Source organism: Williamsia sp. SKLECPSW1 (assembly GCF_054332755.1).
In genome coordinates, this window is record NZ_JBTGLI010000001.1 from 945,558 (window position 1) to 963,163 (window position 17,606).

Below are 17,606 nucleotides of genomic sequence, written 5' to 3' on the forward strand. Positions count from 1 at the left end.
CCCGCCGTCTGTTGGGCGGCCGGAGCCGTTCGGTGGGCGGCCGGAGCCGTTCAGTGGGCGGTTGGAGCGGTTGCCCGTCGTTCGCACGGCCGCAGGTCGTTCGCATGCCGCCGGAACCATGCGAACGGCCCCCGAGAATGCGAGAGCGCGTCCAGCGTGCGAACCACGCCGGCGCCGGCGGACAGACGGCTGATCGACGAGTGCGCCGGCAGGAAATCCCTCAGGGCCGTGCGGCGCCGAAGTGCGCGCGCGGATCGACGATCACGAAGATCCCGTGACCGGCAGCGAGCGGAGGGCTGTCGGCCGGACCGGCGGCGTCGAACGCCTCCACGGCGCTGAACACTTTCCGGCGCTGACGGCCCAGGACGCGCGCGGTGAGCCGCAGCGTCGTCCCGATCGGGATCGGGAGCGCGTAGTCGACATCGAGGACGACGGTGACGGCCGTACTGCCGAGCTGCATGTTCGCCAGTCCCATCATCTCGTCGAAGACCGTGGCGACCACGCCGCCGTGGATGACACCGGGCCCGCCCTCGAACCGGCTCGTCACCTCGAAAATCGCTGTGGCGGTGAGATCCTCACCGACGATCGCGCGGAGGTGCAGCCCGTTCTCGGCGTCGGGTCCGCACCCGTGGCACCGGCGGTTGTGCGGCGGGATCACCTCACCCACCGCCGGGGCAGCCGGATCGCGCTGGACCGGCTCGAGGTCGGCGGGGACGACGAAGGTGGTCTTCACGCAGCGCGAATCTAGTCGTCGTTACGCTTGTCCCGGTCGCGACCCCTGCCGCGGCCCCGACGACAAGGGATTTCTCGATGGTGGACGTGGCGCACGGCGACCTGCTGCGGGCGACGATCGCACGGGTGGCCCCGGGCACCGGCCTCCGGGACGGGCTCGAACGCATCCTCCGGGGACGCACCGGCGCTCTCATCGTGCTCGGTTACGACGACGCCGTGGAACGCATCTGCGACGGCGGGTTCCACCTCGACGTCGAGTTCGCGCCGACGCGCCTGCGGGAGCTGTCGAAGATGGACGGGGCTGTCGTCCTGTCCACCGACGGCAGCAAGATCCTGCGCGCCAACGTGCAGCTCGTGCCCGACCCGTCGATCCCGACCGAGGAGTCCGGCACCCGCCACCGTGCGGCCGAGCGCACCGCGGTACAGACCGGCCACCCCGTGATCTCGGTGAGCGCCTCGATGTCGATCGTCTCCGCCTACGTCGACGGCGTCCGGCACGTCGTCGAGGGCTCGGACCCGATCCTGTCCCGCGCGAACCTCGCCGTCGCGACCCTGCAGCGGTACAAGACACGGCTCGACGAGGTCAGCGCCGGACTGTCCCGCGCCGAGATCGAGGACTACGTCTCCCTGCGCGAGGCGATGACCGCCGTGCAGCGCATGGAGATGGTCCGTCGCGTGTCGGTCGAGATCCGCCAGTACGTCCTCGAACTCGGCAGCAACGGCCGCCAGTTGAGCCTGCAACTCGAGGAGCTCGAAGGCGACAACGACACCGTCCGCGAGCTCGTCGTCCGCGACTACTACTCGAGCCCCGAGCCGGCCACCACCGAGGAGGTGCGGCTCGCCCTCGAGGCGATCGAGACGCTGAACGACACCGACCTGCTGGACTCGACCCTGCTCGCCGGCGCCTTCGGCTACCCGACCACCCTCGACGCCCAGGACACGACGATGAATCCGCGGGGCTACCGGTTGCTGTCCCGGATCCCGGGCCTGCAGTTCGCCCACGTCGACCGGCTCGTGCGGAACTACGGGACGCTGCAGGCGCTCCTCGCCACCAGCGCGGCGGACCTGCAGGCCGTGGACGGGATCGGCGAGATCTGGGCCCGCCACATCCGCGAAGGCCTGTCCCGCCTCGCCGAGACCACGATCGAACGCTTCGACTGAACCCGGCCGCCCGACAAACGGTCCCGACCGCCCGACAGACGGGGCGGGGACTCAGCGACTGGGCGGATCGGTGAAGTTGAAGGTGATGGGGGCACTGACCTTGGTGCCGAGGTTGCCGACCGCCTGGTAGGGACCGGCGGGCGCCACCACACGCGGGGTCTTGCATCCCGGGCTGCTCGTCGTCCCCGACCACACGATGGTGTCCTTGAATTGCTGGGCGGGCTTGAGCGTCTGGTTGTTCACCGACGCGATCGGCGAGCAGTCCGTGGCCGACCAGATGTACCGGGTGCCGTCGAGGCTGCGCACGGTCACGTTCTGCATGTCCTTGCCGACGTCGCGGGTGCAGTCCGCGAGACCGGCATTGGTCACGACGATGGTGAACACCGGCTTGTCGCCGACCGTGTAGGTCGGCTTGTCGGTGTAGAGGACCACCGAGATGTTCTGATCCGGGCAGAGGCCGGACGCGGGAACCGCGGTCGGGGCCGTCGACGACGTGGTCCCCGGGACGGCGCCGCCGGGGACGTCCGACGACGCCGGTGACTGGCCGGGAGCGCCACCGCCACCGCCGGATCCGCCCGAGCCCCCCGACCCGCTGCCGGGGACGGCGCTGTCCGACGCGTAGGGCGACAGCGACGGGAACGTCTGCGACGACGAACTCGCCGACGCACTCGTGTTGCGCGGGGAGTCCGAACCGCCCGACGCCCACACGATCAGCCCGACGATCACCGCGACGACCACCACCACGACAGCGATCGCCAGCGCACGACGGCGCCAGTAGATCTCCGGTGGCAGCGGCCCCTGCGGTTCCAACACAGACCAAACGCTAGAGGTCGGGCCACACATGCGGCCCGACCTCCAACGGCGTGTCGTCACAAAGTGACGGGCACTACTGACGATTCAGCGGTTCGCCCGTCGTCGACGACGACGGGACCGGCTCCGTCCTACGACGACGCCGCCATCGCGTGCGCCGCATCCGGAGCGTCGTCGACGGCACCGATCGCCTGGCGCAGGTACGTCTTGCCCTCGGCCAGGCTGTAGGTGAGTCCGACGATGCCCAGCTCGCCCGACTCGACCTTGTCGGACACGATCGAACTGCGCTCGAGCAGACGGGCCGCGGTCTCCGAGACGTGCTTGGCCTCGAAATCGGCTGTGGTGGAGAGCCCCTCGCTGCGACCGAGCAGGATGCTGGGGGTGACCTTCTCGACGACGTCGCGGATGTGACCGCCGGGGAGTTCGTTGGTGTCGAGCGCCTTGATGGTGGCGCCGACCGCCCCGCAGCTGTCGTGACCGAGGACCACGATCAACGGCACCTGCAGCACCGCCACCGCGAAGTCGATCGACCCCAGCACCGCGGAGTCGATCGCCTGGCCGGCCGTACGGACGACGAAGAGATCACCGAGACCCTGGTCGAAGATGATCTCGGCGGCCACGCGGGAGTCCGAGCACCCGAACAGGATCGCCTTGGGATGCTGCCCCTCGGTGAGGCGCGTGCGGTCCTCGATACCCTGACTCGGATGAGCGGGTGTCCCCGAGACGAACCGGTCGTTGCCGTCGCGCAGATCGCGCCATGCCTGTGCGGGAGTGATGTCTGCCATGCATGACATTGTGCCGAAAACCGGACAGGACGCCTCTGTGACATTCCACGACAGCCTGCTGACCTGGTTCGACGACCACGAACGCGACCTGCCCTGGCGTGCCGAGGGCGTCACCGCGTGGCAGATCCTGATCAGCGAGATCATGCTCCAGCAGACACCGGTGGCCCGCGTGATCCCGAAGTGGCTGGAGTGGGTGGACCGCTGGCCGGTCCCGTCGGCGATGGCTCGCGACGGCGTCGGCGAGGTGGTCCGCGCCTGGGGGAAACTCGGCTATCCGCGTCGCGCGATGCGCCTGCACGAATGCGCGACCGTCCTCGCGGACCGCTTCGACGACGAGGTCCCCCGCGACGTCGAGACGCTGTTGAGCCTGCCGGGTGTCGGTGACTACACCGCTCGGGCGGTCGCCTGCTTCGCCTACTCCGCACCGGTTCCCGTCGTCGACATCAACGTGCGCCGCGTGATCGCCCGGGCGATCCACGGCCGCGGCGACGCCGGATCGCCCGCTCGGACCGATCTCGCCGACGCACAGGCGTTGCTGCCGACCCGCGTCGACCTCGCGCCACGCTTCTCCGCGGCGCTGATGGAACTCGGCGCACTGGTGTGCACCGCGCGCACCCCGTCGTGTGCCGTCTGTCCGCTCCCGGACTGCGCCTGGGTGCAGGCCGGGCGACCCGAGGTGACCACCGCGAAGAAGGTCCAGAAGTTCGCCGGCACCGACCGGCAGGTCCGGGGGCTGATCCTCGACGAGTTCCGCTCCGCCACCGGCCCCGTCGAGCGCGGACGGCTCGACACGGTGTGGACCCGTGACCCGGGACAGCGCGAGCGGGCCCTCGACTCCCTGCTCGCCGACGGGCTGGTGGAGACCACCGACGGATCGCTGTTCTGGCTCGCCGGCGAGAGCGCGGCGGTGCCCGCCGATCAGGGCAGCGTCGCCGACAGGAACGCCTCGACCGCACCCCGGTAGGTCTCCGGCCGGTCGTCATGGACGAGGTGCCCGGCCCCGGTGACAGCGAGATGGGTTGCCTCAGGGTTCATCTCGGCCATCCGAGCCATCTGGCCCGGCGGTGTCACCCCGTTGCCCGCCTCGATCAGCAACGCCGGACAGGACACCGCCGCCCAGTCGTCCCAGAACGAACGGCGACCCCACTCGTCGGCGATCGCCTGCCAGATGTCGAGATCACCGTGCATCGCCCCGTCGTCGAATGCCTCGAAGAAGTAGCGGCCGGCGACCGCACCGAACACCTCCTCGGCGTGCTCGGGCGAGTCCAGCCGCCGGGGCCACTGCGCGAACACGTCGGACCACTCGGCGGTCGTCCGCCCGCGGAAGTCCGGCGCCATGTCCTCCACCACCACGGCCGACACCAACTCGGGGTAGGCGGCCGCGGTGCAGAAGGCGTGCAGCCCGCCCATCGAGTGCCCGACGAGCACGGCCGGGCCCCGATCGATCCACACGAGGATCTCGGCGATGTCGGCCACGAACCGCTCGGTCGCGACCTCGTCTGCGGCGAGATCGTCGAGCCCGGCGTGCCGACCGGCCCCGGTGTGGAAGGCGGCGTCGACGGTGAACACCCGTCCGTACCTCCGCAGCCACGGGATCTGCCGCCGCCACGTCCGACCGCGACCCATCAGCCCGTGCAGCAACAGGATCGGAGCGGCGTCCTCGTCGGCCCCGGCCTCGTGGTCTCCTCCGCCGACGGCGGCCCCGTGATCACGCAATCCTGCCTCGGCTGACACGGCCGATACGATAGCGGTCATGGCAGTCGTGAAGATCAATGCGATCTCGGTCCCCGAGGGCGCCGGCCCCGAGCTCGAGAAGCGCTTCGCCAACCGCGCCCACTCCGTCGACGGGACGCCGGGTTTCCTCGGTTTCCAGTTGCTGCGACCGGTGAAGGGCGACGACCGCTACTTCGTCGTCACCCAGTGGGAGTCCGACGAGGCGTTCGCCGCCTGGGCGCAGGGCCCGGCCCGGGAAGCGCACGCCGGCGAGCGGGCGAACCCGGTGTCCAGCGGCGCGGATCTGCTCGAGTTCGAGGTTGTCCTGGACGCACGTCCATCGTCGTGACAGTCGCACGTCCATCGTCGTGACAGTCGCACGTCCGTCGTCGTGACAGTCGCACGTCCGTCGTCGTGACGGGCCGCTTGCGATCGTCGTGAGGGTCACGCACAGGTCCTCCTGACGGCGGCGCGCAGGCGAGCGCGCGAGCTACCGTGGGTCATGGCCGCTCCCCCGGTGCAGCAGATGGCGATGTTCCCGCTGGGGATGGCGCTGCTCCCCGGGGAGCTGTTGCCCCTGCAGATCTTCGAGCCCCGCTACCGCGAGATGCTGGCGGCCTGCCTGGAGTCCGAGGACCCGCACTTCGGTGTGGTCCTCATCGCCCGTGGAGCCGAGGTCGGCGGCAGCGACGAGCGGCACATGGTCGCCACCCGCGCGTCGATCGTCGAGCATCACGTCAACGTCGACGGCCGCGCCCTGGTCCGCTGCGTCGGCACCGATCGGCTCCGCGTCGTCGACTGGCTCCCGGACGACCCGTATCCGCGTGCCCTGGTCGAGGAGTACCCCGACGAGCCGATCGTCTCGTTCGGCACCGAGTCGCTGGACTCGCAGTACCGCGCGGTCGCGGACAGCATCCGCGAGCTGTTCGAGCTCGTCCGTCAGGCGGGCCGTACCGAGGCCGAGTTCGACGACACCTCGGACGTCGACGATCTCGACGAGATCGACCGGGCCTTCCGCTGGGCCGGACAACTGCCCATCGGGCAGGCGGACCGCTACGCGATCCTCGCTGCGCCCTCGCCGTTGGAACGCATCGAGGAGCTGGCCGACGCGGTGGAGTCGGTGACGGCGGCCATCCGTTTCCAGCTGATGGACTGACCGGCCACCACACGACGTTCCGCAAAACTGGAACGTGTTCTAGTATCGGTGTCGAGCATCACACCTCGGCGGACTGGAGCGCGCACCCTCATGACCGACACCATCGACACCCCCACAGCAGCGACGACGGGATCGCACGATCACGACAAGCTCTACATCGGGGGACGCTGGGTGACGCCGCATTCCACCGACCGGCTCGAGGTGCGGTCGCCCGCCACCGGCGAGCACGTCGGCAGCGCGCCCGACGGCGACGCCCAGGACATCGACGCCGCGGTGCAGGCCGCCCGCGCCTCGTTCGAGTCGGGGGTGTGGAGCCGCACCTCCCCCGCCGACCGCGCCGCCGTGCTGCGACGCGTGGCCGACCTGATCGAGGAGCGCATCTCGCCGATCGCCGCGCTGGTGTCGGGTGAGATGGGCGCCAGCGAGGGCGACATCGCCACACTGCAGCAGCTGCCCGGAACCGGTGTGCTGCGTGCCTATGCCGACGCGATCGAGAACGAGGTCGCCTGGGTCGAGCACCGGACCGGCCTGTTCGGCACGACGCGTGTGGAGCGCGAACCGGTCGGCGTCGTCGGCGCGATCACCGCGTGGAACGTGCCGCTGTTCCTCACGTGCAACAAGCTCGGCCCGTCGCTCGCCGCCGGCTGTTCGGTGGTGCTCAAGCCCGCACCCGAGACGCCGCTGAGCGCGTTCGTCGTCGCGGAGATCTTCGCCGAGGCCGGCCTGCCCGAGGGCGTGCTCTCGGTGGTCACCGGCGGCGTCGACACCGGCAAGGCACTCGTCGACCACCCCGGTGTCGACAAGATCACCTTCACCGGCTCCACCCGGGCGGGCAAGCAGATCGGCGCAGCCTGCGGCGAGCAGCTCAAGAGCTGCCAGCTCGAGCTCGGCGGCAAGTCCGCCGCGATCGTGCTGGAGGACGCAGCGATCGACGAGATCGCCGGCATGCTGGCGTTCTACGGACTGTTCAACACCGGCCAGGCGTGTGTGGCCCAGACCCGCATCCTCATCCCGCGCGCCCGCCACGACGAGATCGTCGCGGCCGTCGCCGCGGCCGCCGAGGCGATGGCGCCGGGACTCGTCCTCGGCCCGATCATCACCGAGAAGCAGCGCGACAAGATCGAGGACTACATCCGCCTGGGCAAGGAGGCCGGCGCGACCGCCGTCGTGGAGGGCGGTCGCCCGGAGGGCATGGACGCCGGCTACTACCTCGCCCCGACCGTGTTCGCCGACGTCACCAACGACATGCAGATCGCGCAGGAGGAGATCTTCGGGCCGGTCCTGTCGATCATCGACTACGACACCGTCGACGAGGCCGTCGACATCGCGAACGACTCCGAGTACGGACTCGCCGGCGCCATCTACACCGCCGACGTCGAGCGCGGCATCGAGATCGCGGGGCGGATCCGGACCGGCACGCTCGGGATCAACTGGTACGCCATCGATCCCGGCTCCCCGTTCGGCGGCTACAAGAACTCCGGTGTCGGCCGGGAGAACGGCCGCGAGGGCGTGGAGAGCTACCTCGAGACGAAGTCGATCATCCTCCCGATGGGGTACGAGCCGACCGCCTGACCGTCGGGGTCGGCGGCGTGCGCGGTCGCGCAGGCTACGGTCTGGACATGCGCCGAGACCTCAAGACCGCCACCGCCGCCGTGTCCCTCGCCGTCGCCGTCTCCCTCGTGGGCGCGGCATGCAGCGACTCCGACTCGCCGAGTTCGTCCGCGTCGAGCACCACCACGACCGCCGACACCCCGAGCGCCGACGCAGGCACCACCGACACCACTCCGGCGGCGCCGGCCGACACCGCGACGGTGCGCTCGGGCACACCGGGCTCCGACGGGATCCCGCGGATCACCGCGAACGCGACCGACACCGGCAAGGAACCCACCATCGCCGCCGGTTCCGGGACCCCGCCCAGCGATCTGCGCATCGCCGACCTCGTGCCCGGCAACGGCCGCGTCGCGACGGCCGCGGACACCGTGTCCGTCCGCTACGTCGGCGCCCTCTACTCCGACGGCTCCGTCTTCGACGCGAGCTGGAAGGCGGGCAGCACTCCCGTCGACTTCCCGCTCTCGGGTGTCGTCGAGGGGTTCGCACAGGGCATCGAGGGGATGAAGGTCGGCGGCCGCCGCGAGATCGTGATCCCGCCGGCGCTCGGCTACGGCGACCAGTCGCAGCCGGGCCTGCCGGCCGGGTCGACCCTCGTCTTCGTGGTGGACCTGGTCGGCATCAGCTGAGCGGGTCGCGGTCAGCCCGCGGGAGCGGGTGACGACGCGGGAGGCGGCGCGGGTGACGACGACCCGGGCGGGGTGACCGCACCGCTCGCCGACGGCGCGCTCGACGGGTCCAGCTTCAGCTTGGAGCGCAGCGAGTCGTCGGTGATCACGGTGATGTCGTCGATGAGCCACCGGCTGCCGCGTTTCACCATCGAGTACTCGACGCGGCTCGGCTCCACGCGCACCAACTGGTTGTCGCCCTTGGACACCGACTGGTTCATGAATATGAGGACGGTCGCCCGGTCGGCACTCGCCGAGGAGACACCGGCCTCCTGGATGGTCACCGACGAGGTGACCTTCTGCTTCTTCACCTGGGCCGACAGATCACTCGACTGCATGATGTCGTCGTAGGTGGTCCGCGCCTTGCCGACGAGCGCCCCCTTGGCCGTCGCGACGTTGCCGTCGACGGTGGCCGGGTCGAAGCCGAACATGACGCGTGCGTAGCGTTCCCCGGCGGCGACCGCGGCACCGCGGGCATCCTCGCGGTCGTTCGCCGACGACCACCGCATGCCGAGCACGGTGGCCGTGACCGCCCCCGCGACGACGAGCAGCGCGAGCACCGCCGCGACGATGCGGACCCGGGTCGACTTCCACGGGCTCACCGGTGGCGGGGGCGTCGGGTCGGTCTCGGAGACCGGGGTGTCGATCGTCATGTCACCCACTCGTATCCGGTCAGCTTCAACGCACCGTCGATCCGACTCACGGTCACCTTCCACCGGAACGTCTGCACCACCGGCTGCGGGTTGTCCATCGTCCAGCCCGACACGATGAGGACCGTCGCCTGCTCGGAGTCGCTGGACTCCACCGCGTCGGCGAGGATCGTGCCCTTCGTCGTGACGTTCTGCGACTTGATGAGGTCGACGGTCTGCTGCAGCGTCTGCTGCGTGTCCTCGAGCGCCTTGCCGCTCGCGTCCTTGCGGAACTCGGCGAGGGTCGCGTCGACGGTCGAGGGACTCAGCGACGTCAGGTTGACCACCATCTGCCGCGCGAAGGCGACGTACTCCGCGCGTTGCGCGGCGCGGTCGTCGATGCGGTGCGTCCCGACGGCGAAGAAGACCGACACCGCGGCCAGCGCCGCGACGACGAGTACGGCGAGCGTGCCCGCGAGGTACAGACCGAGCCGGGACCGCCGCACCGGTGCTCGCTTCGCGACGGTCGGGGCGCCACGCCGCCGTTCGCGGTAGCTCAGAGTCGCGCCGGACCGGTCGGGGGCGGCCTCCGTCGACGGCTCGGTGGTGGCGGTGCCGATGCGGGCCTCGTCGGCCGTGCTGCCGTCTCGAACGGCGTCGGCGGGGGATGTCTCGGCAGGGGCCGTGTCCGCAGGCGTCGTATCCGCAGGCGCCGTGTCCGCAGGGGTCACCGCGTCGGTGTCCGGACCGGCGTGCGCACCGGGGTCGCCTGCGCGCGTGCTGCGGCGCAGCCCCGTGATGGGTGCCGAGCGTCGGACGGGCCGCGGCGACGCGGACGGGGCACCGGCGGACGGGGCGGTCGGTGCTGTCGTCGACGTCGTGTCGGCTCCGGGCGGTCCCGCGGGTCGTCGGACCCGGCGACGGGTGCGTCGGCCCTCGCGCTCGACGCGGTCGTCGGCCGTCGTGCTCATCCCGTCACCGTCCCGGTGATCAGGCCCTGCCATGTGGTGTTTCCTCCTCCGGCACCGCCCTGGCCGGCGGCCGTCGGATCGGGCGCGGCGACGGCGTAGGTCTTGCCGTCGGGTCCGATGGCGGTGCCCGACCCCGGATCGTACGCGCCGGCGTACACCGAGGGCTTGCCGTCGTAGGCGGACGGCGTCGCCGGTGTGAGCTTGCCGTCGGGCAGGCCACTGACGCCCGGGAGGCCTTGGGGGAAGGGCACGTTCTCGGCGAGCGGCTTGTACCCGCTGCGGCATTCCGCGGGGGTCGGGGCACGACGGCCCGGGAACTCCGCACACGGGAAGTTGCGGGAGCCGCGCACGGCGACGTTGGAGTCCTGCGGCACCCGGCAGAGCAGTCCGGGCGGGAGATCCTGCGGCGTCTGGATCGCCGGCGACCGTCGCTCCGACGCGGGCAGGAACCCGACCGTGCAGGTGCCCGGATCCTGGAACCCGAGTGCGAAGTCGACGTTGGCGCCCTTGCGCGGATCCTCGTTGTTGACCGCCGAGACCAGCGCCTGCAACACGCGCGGGTAGAGCACGAGTACCTGGCGCAGGTTGGGGAGATAGACCGCGAGCGTCTTACCCGCGGTGGCGATGTTGTCGATGAGCAGCGGCAGCGTCTGGTTGAAGGAGGTGAACAGGTCCCGCGCCTGCGACACCGTCCCGGGGCCCTTCGCGAGGATCCCGCGGATCTCCGGATCGTTCTCGCGCAGTTGGTCGGTCACCGCGGCGACGTTGGCCGTCCACCGACGGATGTCGCCGACCGTGGCGGTCTGCGTCGCCAACAGCGGCTCGGCCTGCTCGATCAGCGTGCGTGTCACGGCCGAGTTGCGGTTCGCCTCACCGGCGAACAACGTCAGCGAGTCCAGCAGTCGTTGGAGGTCCTCGGCGTTGCCGTTGAACGCGTCGAAGGTCTCGTCGAGCACGCGGCGCAACTTGCTGCTCTGCACCGACTGCAGCAGCGCGTTCGTGCGGTTCACGAGGGTCGAGATCTCGGTGGGCACCGACCCGTTGCGGATCACCGACCCGTTGCGCAGCAGCGCATCACCGGCGTCGGGGCGCGGGGTGAACTGGACGTACTGCTCGCCCACGGCCGAGACGCTCTGCACCGACGCGGCCGACGACGCGGGGATCTTGCGGTCGCTGTCGATGGAGAGGTCGGCGCGGACCCCGGTCGACGTCAGACGGACCGCGTCGACCCGGCCGACCGTCACACCCCGATAGGTGACGTTGGCGTTCGCGTACAGACCGCCCGTGCTGGGCAGGTCGAGATGCACGGTGTAGCGGCCGATCCCGAGCATCGCGGGCACCTGGATGTAGTAGACGCCGACGACGACGAGCGACACGACGGACACCAACGCGAAGATCGCCAACTGGATGCGGACGAACCGGGAGATGGTCACGGACGGCCTCCCGTCGTCGGGGCGGGTGTCCGCGGGGCGGGGGCGGGGGTGGGTGCGGTGTCCTGCAGGGGCGCGAGGAACGGGTTGACGTTGCGCTTCGCCGCGCCCGCGGGTGTGCCGAGCGCCGCCTCGGGCCCGTAGATCAACGACGGGGTTGCCGCGCCGAGACTCGCGAAGGCACCGCGGCTGAGCCGCCCGTCGGTGAGGTCGAGGTTGATGACACCGTTGACGAAGTCGCCCTTGACGATCTTCGGGATCACCGACTCCGCGAAGGGGAACGTCACCAGCACCCCGAGCGACCGTGTCAGCGACTGCCCGCTCTCCTGTAGTTGCGCGAGCACGGGTTTCAGGTTGCTGACGATGGTGGTGATGTCGTCACCGCTGGCATCGAGGATGTCGTCGACGGTCCGGCTCAACCTGCCGGTCGACCCCAACGTCTCGGTGAGGTTCGACCGCTGGTCGACGAGGAGTTTGAGGGAGGCCGGCAGCTGCGTCAGCGCCCGGTCGACGGCAGGCTGCTGGGCGTTGACGCTCGCCGCGAGCCGATCGATGCCGGAGATGGCGTCGATGATGTTGTCGCGTTGATCGTCGAGGTCACCGACGAGGGTCGTCAGGCGCGGGATCAGCGCGCGGATGGTGCTCTCGCGACCGTTGAGCGCGCTCGACAGTTCGTGGACGATGTCACCGATCTGCGACAGGCCGCCGCCGTTGAGCACCACCGACAGCGAGCTGAGAACCTGCTCGACCGTCGGGTAGGTGCACTGCGCGACCTGCTGCGCCTCGGTGACGTCGGCGATCGCGGGCCGGTTGTCGGGTGTCGGGACCTCGGGCTGCTCCGGGCAGTTCGCCGTCGAGAGCCGGCCACCGGGCGGCAGGATCCCGCCGGTCGGGTTCTGCGGCTGCACGATCTGCAGGTTGAGCGACCCCAGCACGCTGGTGAGGCCGACGATCGCGTACGACCCCACGGGCACGCGTGTCCCCTTGTCCAGGCGGACGGTGATACGGGCCTTCCAGTCCTCGACGGTGGTGGGGCCGACGCTGCCCACGGTGGCGTCGTTCATCAGCACCGGGGCGTTCTCGACGAGGTTCGCCGCGTTGGGGAGCAGCGCCGTCAGTTCGTAGGAGCCGTCGCCGGTTCCCTGGGCGCCGGGGACGGGCAGCGAGTTCAGGCCCGAGAACGAGCAGGCCGACGTGGCGAGCACCGCGGCGCACGTCGCCCCGATCGCCGCGGCACGGATCCGGCGGGCGCTCATCCCTGTCCTCCGAACGGGACCAGCAGGCCCGCCAGTCCGACGTTGCCGCCGTAGGCCCGACGCGTCTTCGCGTCCTGGTCGATGATCCCCTGCTTGGCACGCGCCTCCACGGACGCGTTCTGGTAGGTCACCTGTCCCGGCAGGGCGTTGCGGCCCGTCACCGGGTTCACCAGTGCCGGTGGATAGTTGACCGAGATCGTCGAGATCAGCGGGCCGAGCACGTCGACGCACTTCTCCGCGTCGGCCGGTGTGCTCCCGGGCCGGTCGTTGCCGGCGATGGTGCCGCACAACAGGTTCACCAGGTTGCCGAACTGACCGAGGCCGAAGATACCGCTGAGTGACGCGGTCATCGGGTTGTAGATGTTGTAGAAGTTCGACAGCTGCGTCGGTGCGGAGTGCAACAGCCCGCGGATCTGCTCGTCCTTCCGCGCCAGGATGTCGGTCGTGTCGGCCAGGCGGGCGACGGACTCGGTGAGTCGGCGCCCGTTGCTGTCGATGAACGTCTTCAGATCACCCAGGGCGCCGTCGAGGTTGGTGAGCGCCCCGTCGAGGTTGCGTGTGTTGTCGGCCAGAACCTGGCTCACCGAGGCGATCCGGCCGTTGAACTGGACGATCTCCTCGTGGCTCTGCGCCAGGGCGTCGGTGAGCGACTGCAGGTTGCGGATGGTCGAGAACAGGTCACCGCGGTTGTCCGACAGGGTCTTCGTGAGTGCGGAGAGCTCCTGGATCGAGGCGCCGATCGCCTTCCCGTTCCCGTCGAGGTTCTTGTCGGCGGTGTCGACCAGCCGTGCCACCGACCCCGGGTCCGCACCGTCGGGGCCCACGGCTTCCGACAGTTTCGCCAGCTGGGCCTTGATCTGATCCCACTCGACGGGGACCGCGGTGCGGTCCATCGGGATCGCTGCGCCGGCCTTCATCGTGGGGCCGGTGTCGTAGACGGGGTTGAGCTGGATGAAACGACCCGACACCAGGCTCTGCGCGACGATCACCGCGGACGCGTTCGCGGGCACCCGCACGTCGCGGTCGACGTGGAACTCGACCTTCACGTCGTCGGAGCGCGGCGTGATGGACGCGACGGAACCGACGTCGACGCCGATCACCTTCACCGGGTCACCCGGGTAGAGACCGTTCACCTCGGTGAAGTAGGCGGTGTAGGTCTTGTAGGTCACCCGCTGGTAGGCCATGTAGCCCGCGATCACCACGGCGATGATCACGAGCGTCGCGATCAGGCCGATCCAGAAGCGGCGGCCGAGGTTGGCGGGACTGAGGTTCTGGACGCTGAAGCTCATCCCTGTCCCCTGTCGCGCGGCGTCCCCGGGATGGGGATCGACTTGTTCGGATCGGTCTCGGCGTCGGGGCGGGTGAAGTAGTTCGACGGGAACAACGGGTTGCCGCTGTAGGTGAACGCCTTGTACGCCTCCGGGTACTTCTGCTCGAGCAGTTTCAGGAAGGTGTTCGTGTAGTCGCCGAACGTCGGGATGCCCACGTACGACGAGAAGTACGGCCCACTGGAGACGGCCTCGCCGAGCACGTTCGCGTAGGGGCCGAGTCGGTCGAGGGTGACGTTCAGGTTCTGCCGGTTGTCCTCGAAGATCGTCAGCGCCTTGTTCAGGTTCGTCAGCACGGGCTGCAGTTGGGCGTTGTTGTCGGCGATGAACCCGCTGATCTGCGCCGACACGTTCTTCACACCGACGATCAACTCGCCCAACGCCATCCGCCGGGCCTGGAGTTCCCCGAGGAGGGAGTTCGCGTCGACGAGGAGGGTGTTGATCTGCGAGCTGCGTTTCGCGACGACGTCGGTCACCGACTTCGCCCGACCGAGCAGCGATCGCAGCGCGTCGTCGCGGTCGGCGATCGACTTCGACAACCGCGCGACACCGTCGACCGCGCCGCGCACCTGCGGCGGCGTGTCGGAGAAGGTGTCGGACAGGGTGTTCAGCGCCCGGTTCAGCGTGCCGGTGTCGGTCTGCTCGAGGGTCGACGTGGTGTCGTCGAGTGCGTCGGTGAGCGAGTACGGGGCGAGTGTGTTGCGGAAGGGTATGGACTGACCCGGTTGCAGCCGCCCGCTGCCGTGCGGTTCGACGGTGAGGTTGCGGCGTCCGAGCACCGTCTCGGTCTTGATCGACGCCTGGCTGTCCGCGCCGACGATCGTCCCGTCGGCCATGGTGAACGACACCTTCGCGGCGGTACGTCCGCGCGGCGTGCCGTCGTCGGTGTGCGCCAACGAGATCGCGTTGACCTTCCCGACGTCGACCCCGGACACCACGACGACGTCGCCGGGGCGCAGACCTCCGGCGTCGGCGAAGTAGGCGGTGTAGACGCTCCCGGTGGTCAGGTAGGGCAGCTTGTCCATCTGCAGCGCGGTGATCACGATCAGCGCGGTCACGACCACGCCGATGATGCCGATCCGGACGCGCCCGTTGCCGCGTCGGGGTGTGAAGGAGAACGTCATTTCGGCGTCGCACACCTCCCGCCGGGGTTGGTGGTGGGGCTCGCATCGTTGACCGACCGGTACACGATCTCCTGGTGGTTCGGCCCGGTGATGTAGATGTCGACGCGGCAGAGCCAGATCTGCAGCCACGCACCGTAGCTGCCGAGGTTGGTCAGCTTCTTGAAGTCCTCGGGCAACCGGCTGAGGAGACCACGCAGGTACGGCCCGTCGGCGTCGATGGCTCCGGCCACCGCGCCGGTGCTGCTGACCACCTGCTTCAGGTTCGGCCGGTTGGTGTCGAGGAGGTCGGCCAGCCCGTTCGTCGCCTGCGAGATGTCGGTGACCGCGCGACCGATGGTCCCCCGGTCCGACGCGAGCCCGGACACCAGCTGCTGCAACCGGTCCAGGCTGGAGTCGAGTCCGGACCGGTCCGCATCCAGGGTGCCCAGCGTCCGGTTGAGGTTGTCGATGACGCTGCCGATGAGTCGGTCACGGTCGGCGATGGAGTTCGTGAACGACGCCGTGGTGCGCAGGAGCTCGGTCAGCCCCGCGCCCTGGCCCTGGAAGACCTGGATCAGCGAGTTCGAGAGCTTGTTGACCTCGTCGGGCGAGAGGGTGTTGAACAGCGGCTTGAACCCGCCCAGCAGCTTGTCGAGGTCGAGTGCCGGCGACGTCTGCGCGACGGGGATGTGACCACCGGCGGGCAGCAGGGCCGTCGGGTCGCCGGAGCCCTCGGTGAGCTCCAGATACCGGTCCCCGGTGAGGTTCTCGTACCGCACGTTCGCGTGCACCGACCGCGGCAGGCGGTACTGCTGGTCGACGGAGAAGTCGACCGACGCGGTGTTGTCGTGGTCGAGTGAGACGCTGCCGACCTTGCCCACCTCGACACCCGCGATGCGCACCTTCGAGCCGGACTTCAGCTGCGACGCGTTGCTGAACGTGGCGGTGTAGTCGCTGGTGGACCCGCTGCGGTACTGACTGAAGACGACGACGAGGCCGACGAAGACGAGCACCATCGCCACCGCGAACGCACCCAGCTTGATCGCGGTGCGACGGAACTCGATGTGCCGCTGCTTGAGGGGATCAGCCACGGGGCGCCGGTCCGAACATGATCTCGAACAGCTTGGACGGGTCGAACTTCGCGGTGAACCGCGGCTGGTAGGGCTGGGGGGCGTTGTCGGTGACGTAGAACGGCGGGTGCCGGGGGTCGGACACGTTCGACAACCCGTACGCGCACGTCGGCGGCCCCTGCGCGTTCACCCTGGGCAGATCCTGGGGGTACCGGTACGGCTCCTTGCCCGGCAGGGCGCCCGCGTTCAGCGAGATGTACCCCGTCTTGTCACCGAAGATGGGCAGCGCCTTCGGGAGTACGCCGGCGGCGGTGCGCAGGAAACACGCGAGGCCCGGCGACTGGTAGCCCAGCAACTCCGACACCGGGTCGAGGTTGGTCAGCGCACCGATGAGGGTCTGCTTCTTCGGACCCACGATCGAGTCGACCGTGCTCGCCAGCCCGGTGGTGTTCACCAGGAGGGCGTCGAGCGCGGAAGCGTTGTCCAGCAACGTGTTCCCCACGGTGGTCGTGTTGTCCAATGCGCGGGCGATCGAGGCGAAGGAGTCGGCGTAGACGTTCGTCACCGTCGCGGTGTCCCGGAAGTCTGCGTTGAGCGCGTCCAGCGACGGGTTGATGGCCCCGACGGTCTCCGACAGGTCGGCCAGACCCTGCCCGATCTGCGCGCCGCGCCCGTGCAGCGCGGTGTCGACGGCGCCGAGCGTCGCGTTGAGCTTCTCCGGTTGCAGTTGCGCGAGCACGTCGACGAGCCGTCCGAAGACGGTGTTCAGTTCGACCTGGACGCGGTCGGAGGAGATCGTGGCCCCCGCGCGCAGGTGCGGCCCCGACGAGTCGGGCGGGGCGCTCAGATCGACCGATTTGGCGCCGAAGATGGTGTTGGAGCGGATCTGCGCGGTCACGTCGGCCGGGACACGGGACAGCTGTCCGGAGTCGACGTCGAGGTGCAGGACCACCTTGTCGCCGTCGGGGCGGATCGTGGTGACGCGTCCGATGGTCACCCCGCGCAGGCGCACCTTCGCGTCGGGGTTCATCACCAGTCCGGCGCGGTCCGCGGTGAGCGTGACCGGGACGGTCGAGCGGAACGCGTCGAAGAACTGCATCACCGACAGGGTCACCGCACCGACGATCGCCGCGACGAGCACCACCGCGGCGAGACGTCGGCTGAACGTGGAGTGACCGGTCGCCAT

At 69.8% G+C, this 17,606-nt stretch carries 18 protein-coding genes; 6 read left to right on the plus strand and 12 right to left on the minus strand.

All coding sequences use genetic code 11. The features are described from left to right. Positions 1-220: 220 nt before the first annotated feature. Positions 221-733 (minus strand): PaaI family thioesterase, encoded by a 513-nt coding sequence (locus ACXVUM_RS04215; protein ID WP_458520591.1) that lies wholly within the window; start codon positions 731-733, stop codon positions 221-223. Between the two features lie 77 nt (positions 734-810). Between ACXVUM_RS04215 and disA the strand changes: the two genes are divergently transcribed. Next, positions 811-1,893 carry a DNA integrity scanning diadenylate cyclase DisA gene (gene disA / locus ACXVUM_RS04220; RefSeq protein WP_458520592.1) on the plus strand — a complete coding sequence of 361 codons (1,083 nt, stop codon included), beginning with the start codon at positions 811-813 and terminating at the stop codon, positions 1,891-1,893. A gap of 51 nt (positions 1,894-1,944) precedes the next feature. On the opposite strand, the gene ACXVUM_RS04225 is transcribed toward disA, so the two are convergent. Together ACXVUM_RS04225 and ACXVUM_RS04230 are read right to left on the minus strand one after the other, a co-directional pair. Next, entirely contained in the window at positions 1,945-2,706 is a 762-nt protein-coding gene (locus ACXVUM_RS04225) for a hypothetical protein (RefSeq protein ID WP_458520593.1), read from the minus strand. Positions 2,707-2,834: 128 nt separating this feature from the next. After that, entirely contained in the window at positions 2,835-3,488 is a 654-nt protein-coding gene (locus ACXVUM_RS04230; protein ID WP_458520594.1) for a carbonic anhydrase, read from the minus strand. Between ACXVUM_RS04230 and ACXVUM_RS04235 the strand changes: the two genes are divergently transcribed. Next, the gene (locus tag ACXVUM_RS04235; RefSeq protein ID WP_458520595.1) at positions 3,487-4,452 is read left to right on the plus strand and encodes an A/G-specific adenine glycosylase; all 966 of its coding nucleotides are present in this window, start codon (positions 3,487-3,489) and stop codon (positions 4,450-4,452) included. The genes ACXVUM_RS04230 and ACXVUM_RS04235 overlap by 2 nt on opposite strands. Here ACXVUM_RS04235 and ACXVUM_RS04240 read toward each other — a convergent pair. Next, complete coding sequence (locus ACXVUM_RS04240; protein WP_458520596.1) at positions 4,407-5,243, minus strand: alpha/beta fold hydrolase; 837 nt, start codon at positions 5,241-5,243, stop codon at positions 4,407-4,409. The genes ACXVUM_RS04235 and ACXVUM_RS04240 overlap by 46 nt on opposite strands. Here ACXVUM_RS04240 and mhuD point away from each other — a divergent pair. The 4 genes from mhuD (at position 5,242) to ACXVUM_RS04260 (ending at position 8,594) form a co-directional block, all read left to right on the plus strand. Then, complete coding sequence (gene mhuD / locus ACXVUM_RS04245) at positions 5,242-5,550, plus strand: mycobilin-forming heme oxygenase MhuD (RefSeq protein ID WP_458520597.1); 309 nt, start codon at positions 5,242-5,244, stop codon at positions 5,548-5,550. The two genes, ACXVUM_RS04240 and mhuD, sit on opposite strands and share 2 nt — an antisense overlap. 153 nt (positions 5,551-5,703) lie before the next feature. After that, a complete protein-coding gene (locus ACXVUM_RS04250) occupies positions 5,704-6,357 on the plus strand; it encodes an LON peptidase substrate-binding domain-containing protein (protein WP_458520598.1) in 654 nt (217 codons plus the stop codon). A gap of 90 nt (positions 6,358-6,447) precedes the next feature. Continuing rightward, the gene (locus tag ACXVUM_RS04255; RefSeq protein ID WP_458520599.1) at positions 6,448-7,929 is read left to right on the plus strand and encodes an aldehyde dehydrogenase; all 1,482 of its coding nucleotides are present in this window, start codon (positions 6,448-6,450) and stop codon (positions 7,927-7,929) included. 47 nt (positions 7,930-7,976) lie between these two features. After that, positions 7,977-8,594: an FKBP-type peptidyl-prolyl cis-trans isomerase gene (locus tag ACXVUM_RS04260; RefSeq protein WP_458520600.1), complete on the plus strand. Its 618-nt coding sequence runs from the start codon at positions 7,977-7,979 to the stop codon at positions 8,592-8,594. An 11-nt stretch (positions 8,595-8,605) separates the two neighbouring features. Here the strand turns inward: ACXVUM_RS04260 and ACXVUM_RS04265 are convergent, their stop codons facing one another. The 8 genes from ACXVUM_RS04265 to ACXVUM_RS04300 are packed head-to-tail and all read right to left on the minus strand — an operon-like array spanning position 8,606 to position 17,606. Beyond that, entirely contained in the window at positions 8,606-9,286 is a 681-nt protein-coding gene (locus tag ACXVUM_RS04265) for a hypothetical protein (RefSeq protein WP_458520601.1), read from the minus strand. Continuing rightward, on the minus strand, positions 9,283-10,233 hold the full coding sequence (locus ACXVUM_RS04270) for a hypothetical protein (RefSeq protein WP_458520602.1): 951 nt from the start codon (positions 10,231-10,233) through the stop codon (positions 9,283-9,285). The genes ACXVUM_RS04265 and ACXVUM_RS04270 overlap by 4 nt, the downstream gene beginning before the upstream one ends. Further along, positions 10,230-11,666: an MCE family protein gene (locus tag ACXVUM_RS04275; RefSeq protein WP_458520603.1), complete on the minus strand. Its 1,437-nt coding sequence runs from the start codon at positions 11,664-11,666 to the stop codon at positions 10,230-10,232. The genes ACXVUM_RS04270 and ACXVUM_RS04275 overlap by 4 nt, the downstream gene beginning before the upstream one ends. Next, entirely contained in the window at positions 11,663-12,919 is a 1,257-nt protein-coding gene (locus ACXVUM_RS04280) for an MCE family protein (protein WP_458520604.1), read from the minus strand. Before ACXVUM_RS04280 ends, ACXVUM_RS04275 begins: the two co-directional genes overlap by 4 nt. Continuing rightward, on the minus strand, positions 12,916-14,208 hold the full coding sequence (locus ACXVUM_RS04285; RefSeq protein ID WP_458520605.1) for an MCE family protein: 1,293 nt from the start codon (positions 14,206-14,208) through the stop codon (positions 12,916-12,918). The genes ACXVUM_RS04280 and ACXVUM_RS04285 overlap by 4 nt, the downstream gene beginning before the upstream one ends. Continuing rightward, entirely contained in the window at positions 14,205-15,371 is a 1,167-nt protein-coding gene (locus ACXVUM_RS04290; protein WP_458520606.1) for an MCE family protein, read from the minus strand. The genes ACXVUM_RS04285 and ACXVUM_RS04290 overlap by 4 nt, the downstream gene beginning before the upstream one ends. Then, entirely contained in the window at positions 15,368-16,441 is a 1,074-nt protein-coding gene (locus ACXVUM_RS04295; protein ID WP_458520607.1) for an MCE family protein, read from the minus strand. The genes ACXVUM_RS04290 and ACXVUM_RS04295 overlap by 4 nt, the downstream gene beginning before the upstream one ends. Beyond that, positions 16,434-17,606, minus strand: coding sequence for an MCE family protein (locus ACXVUM_RS04300; RefSeq protein WP_458520608.1), 1,173 nt, complete (start codon positions 17,604-17,606; stop codon positions 16,434-16,436). The genes ACXVUM_RS04295 and ACXVUM_RS04300 overlap by 8 nt, the downstream gene beginning before the upstream one ends.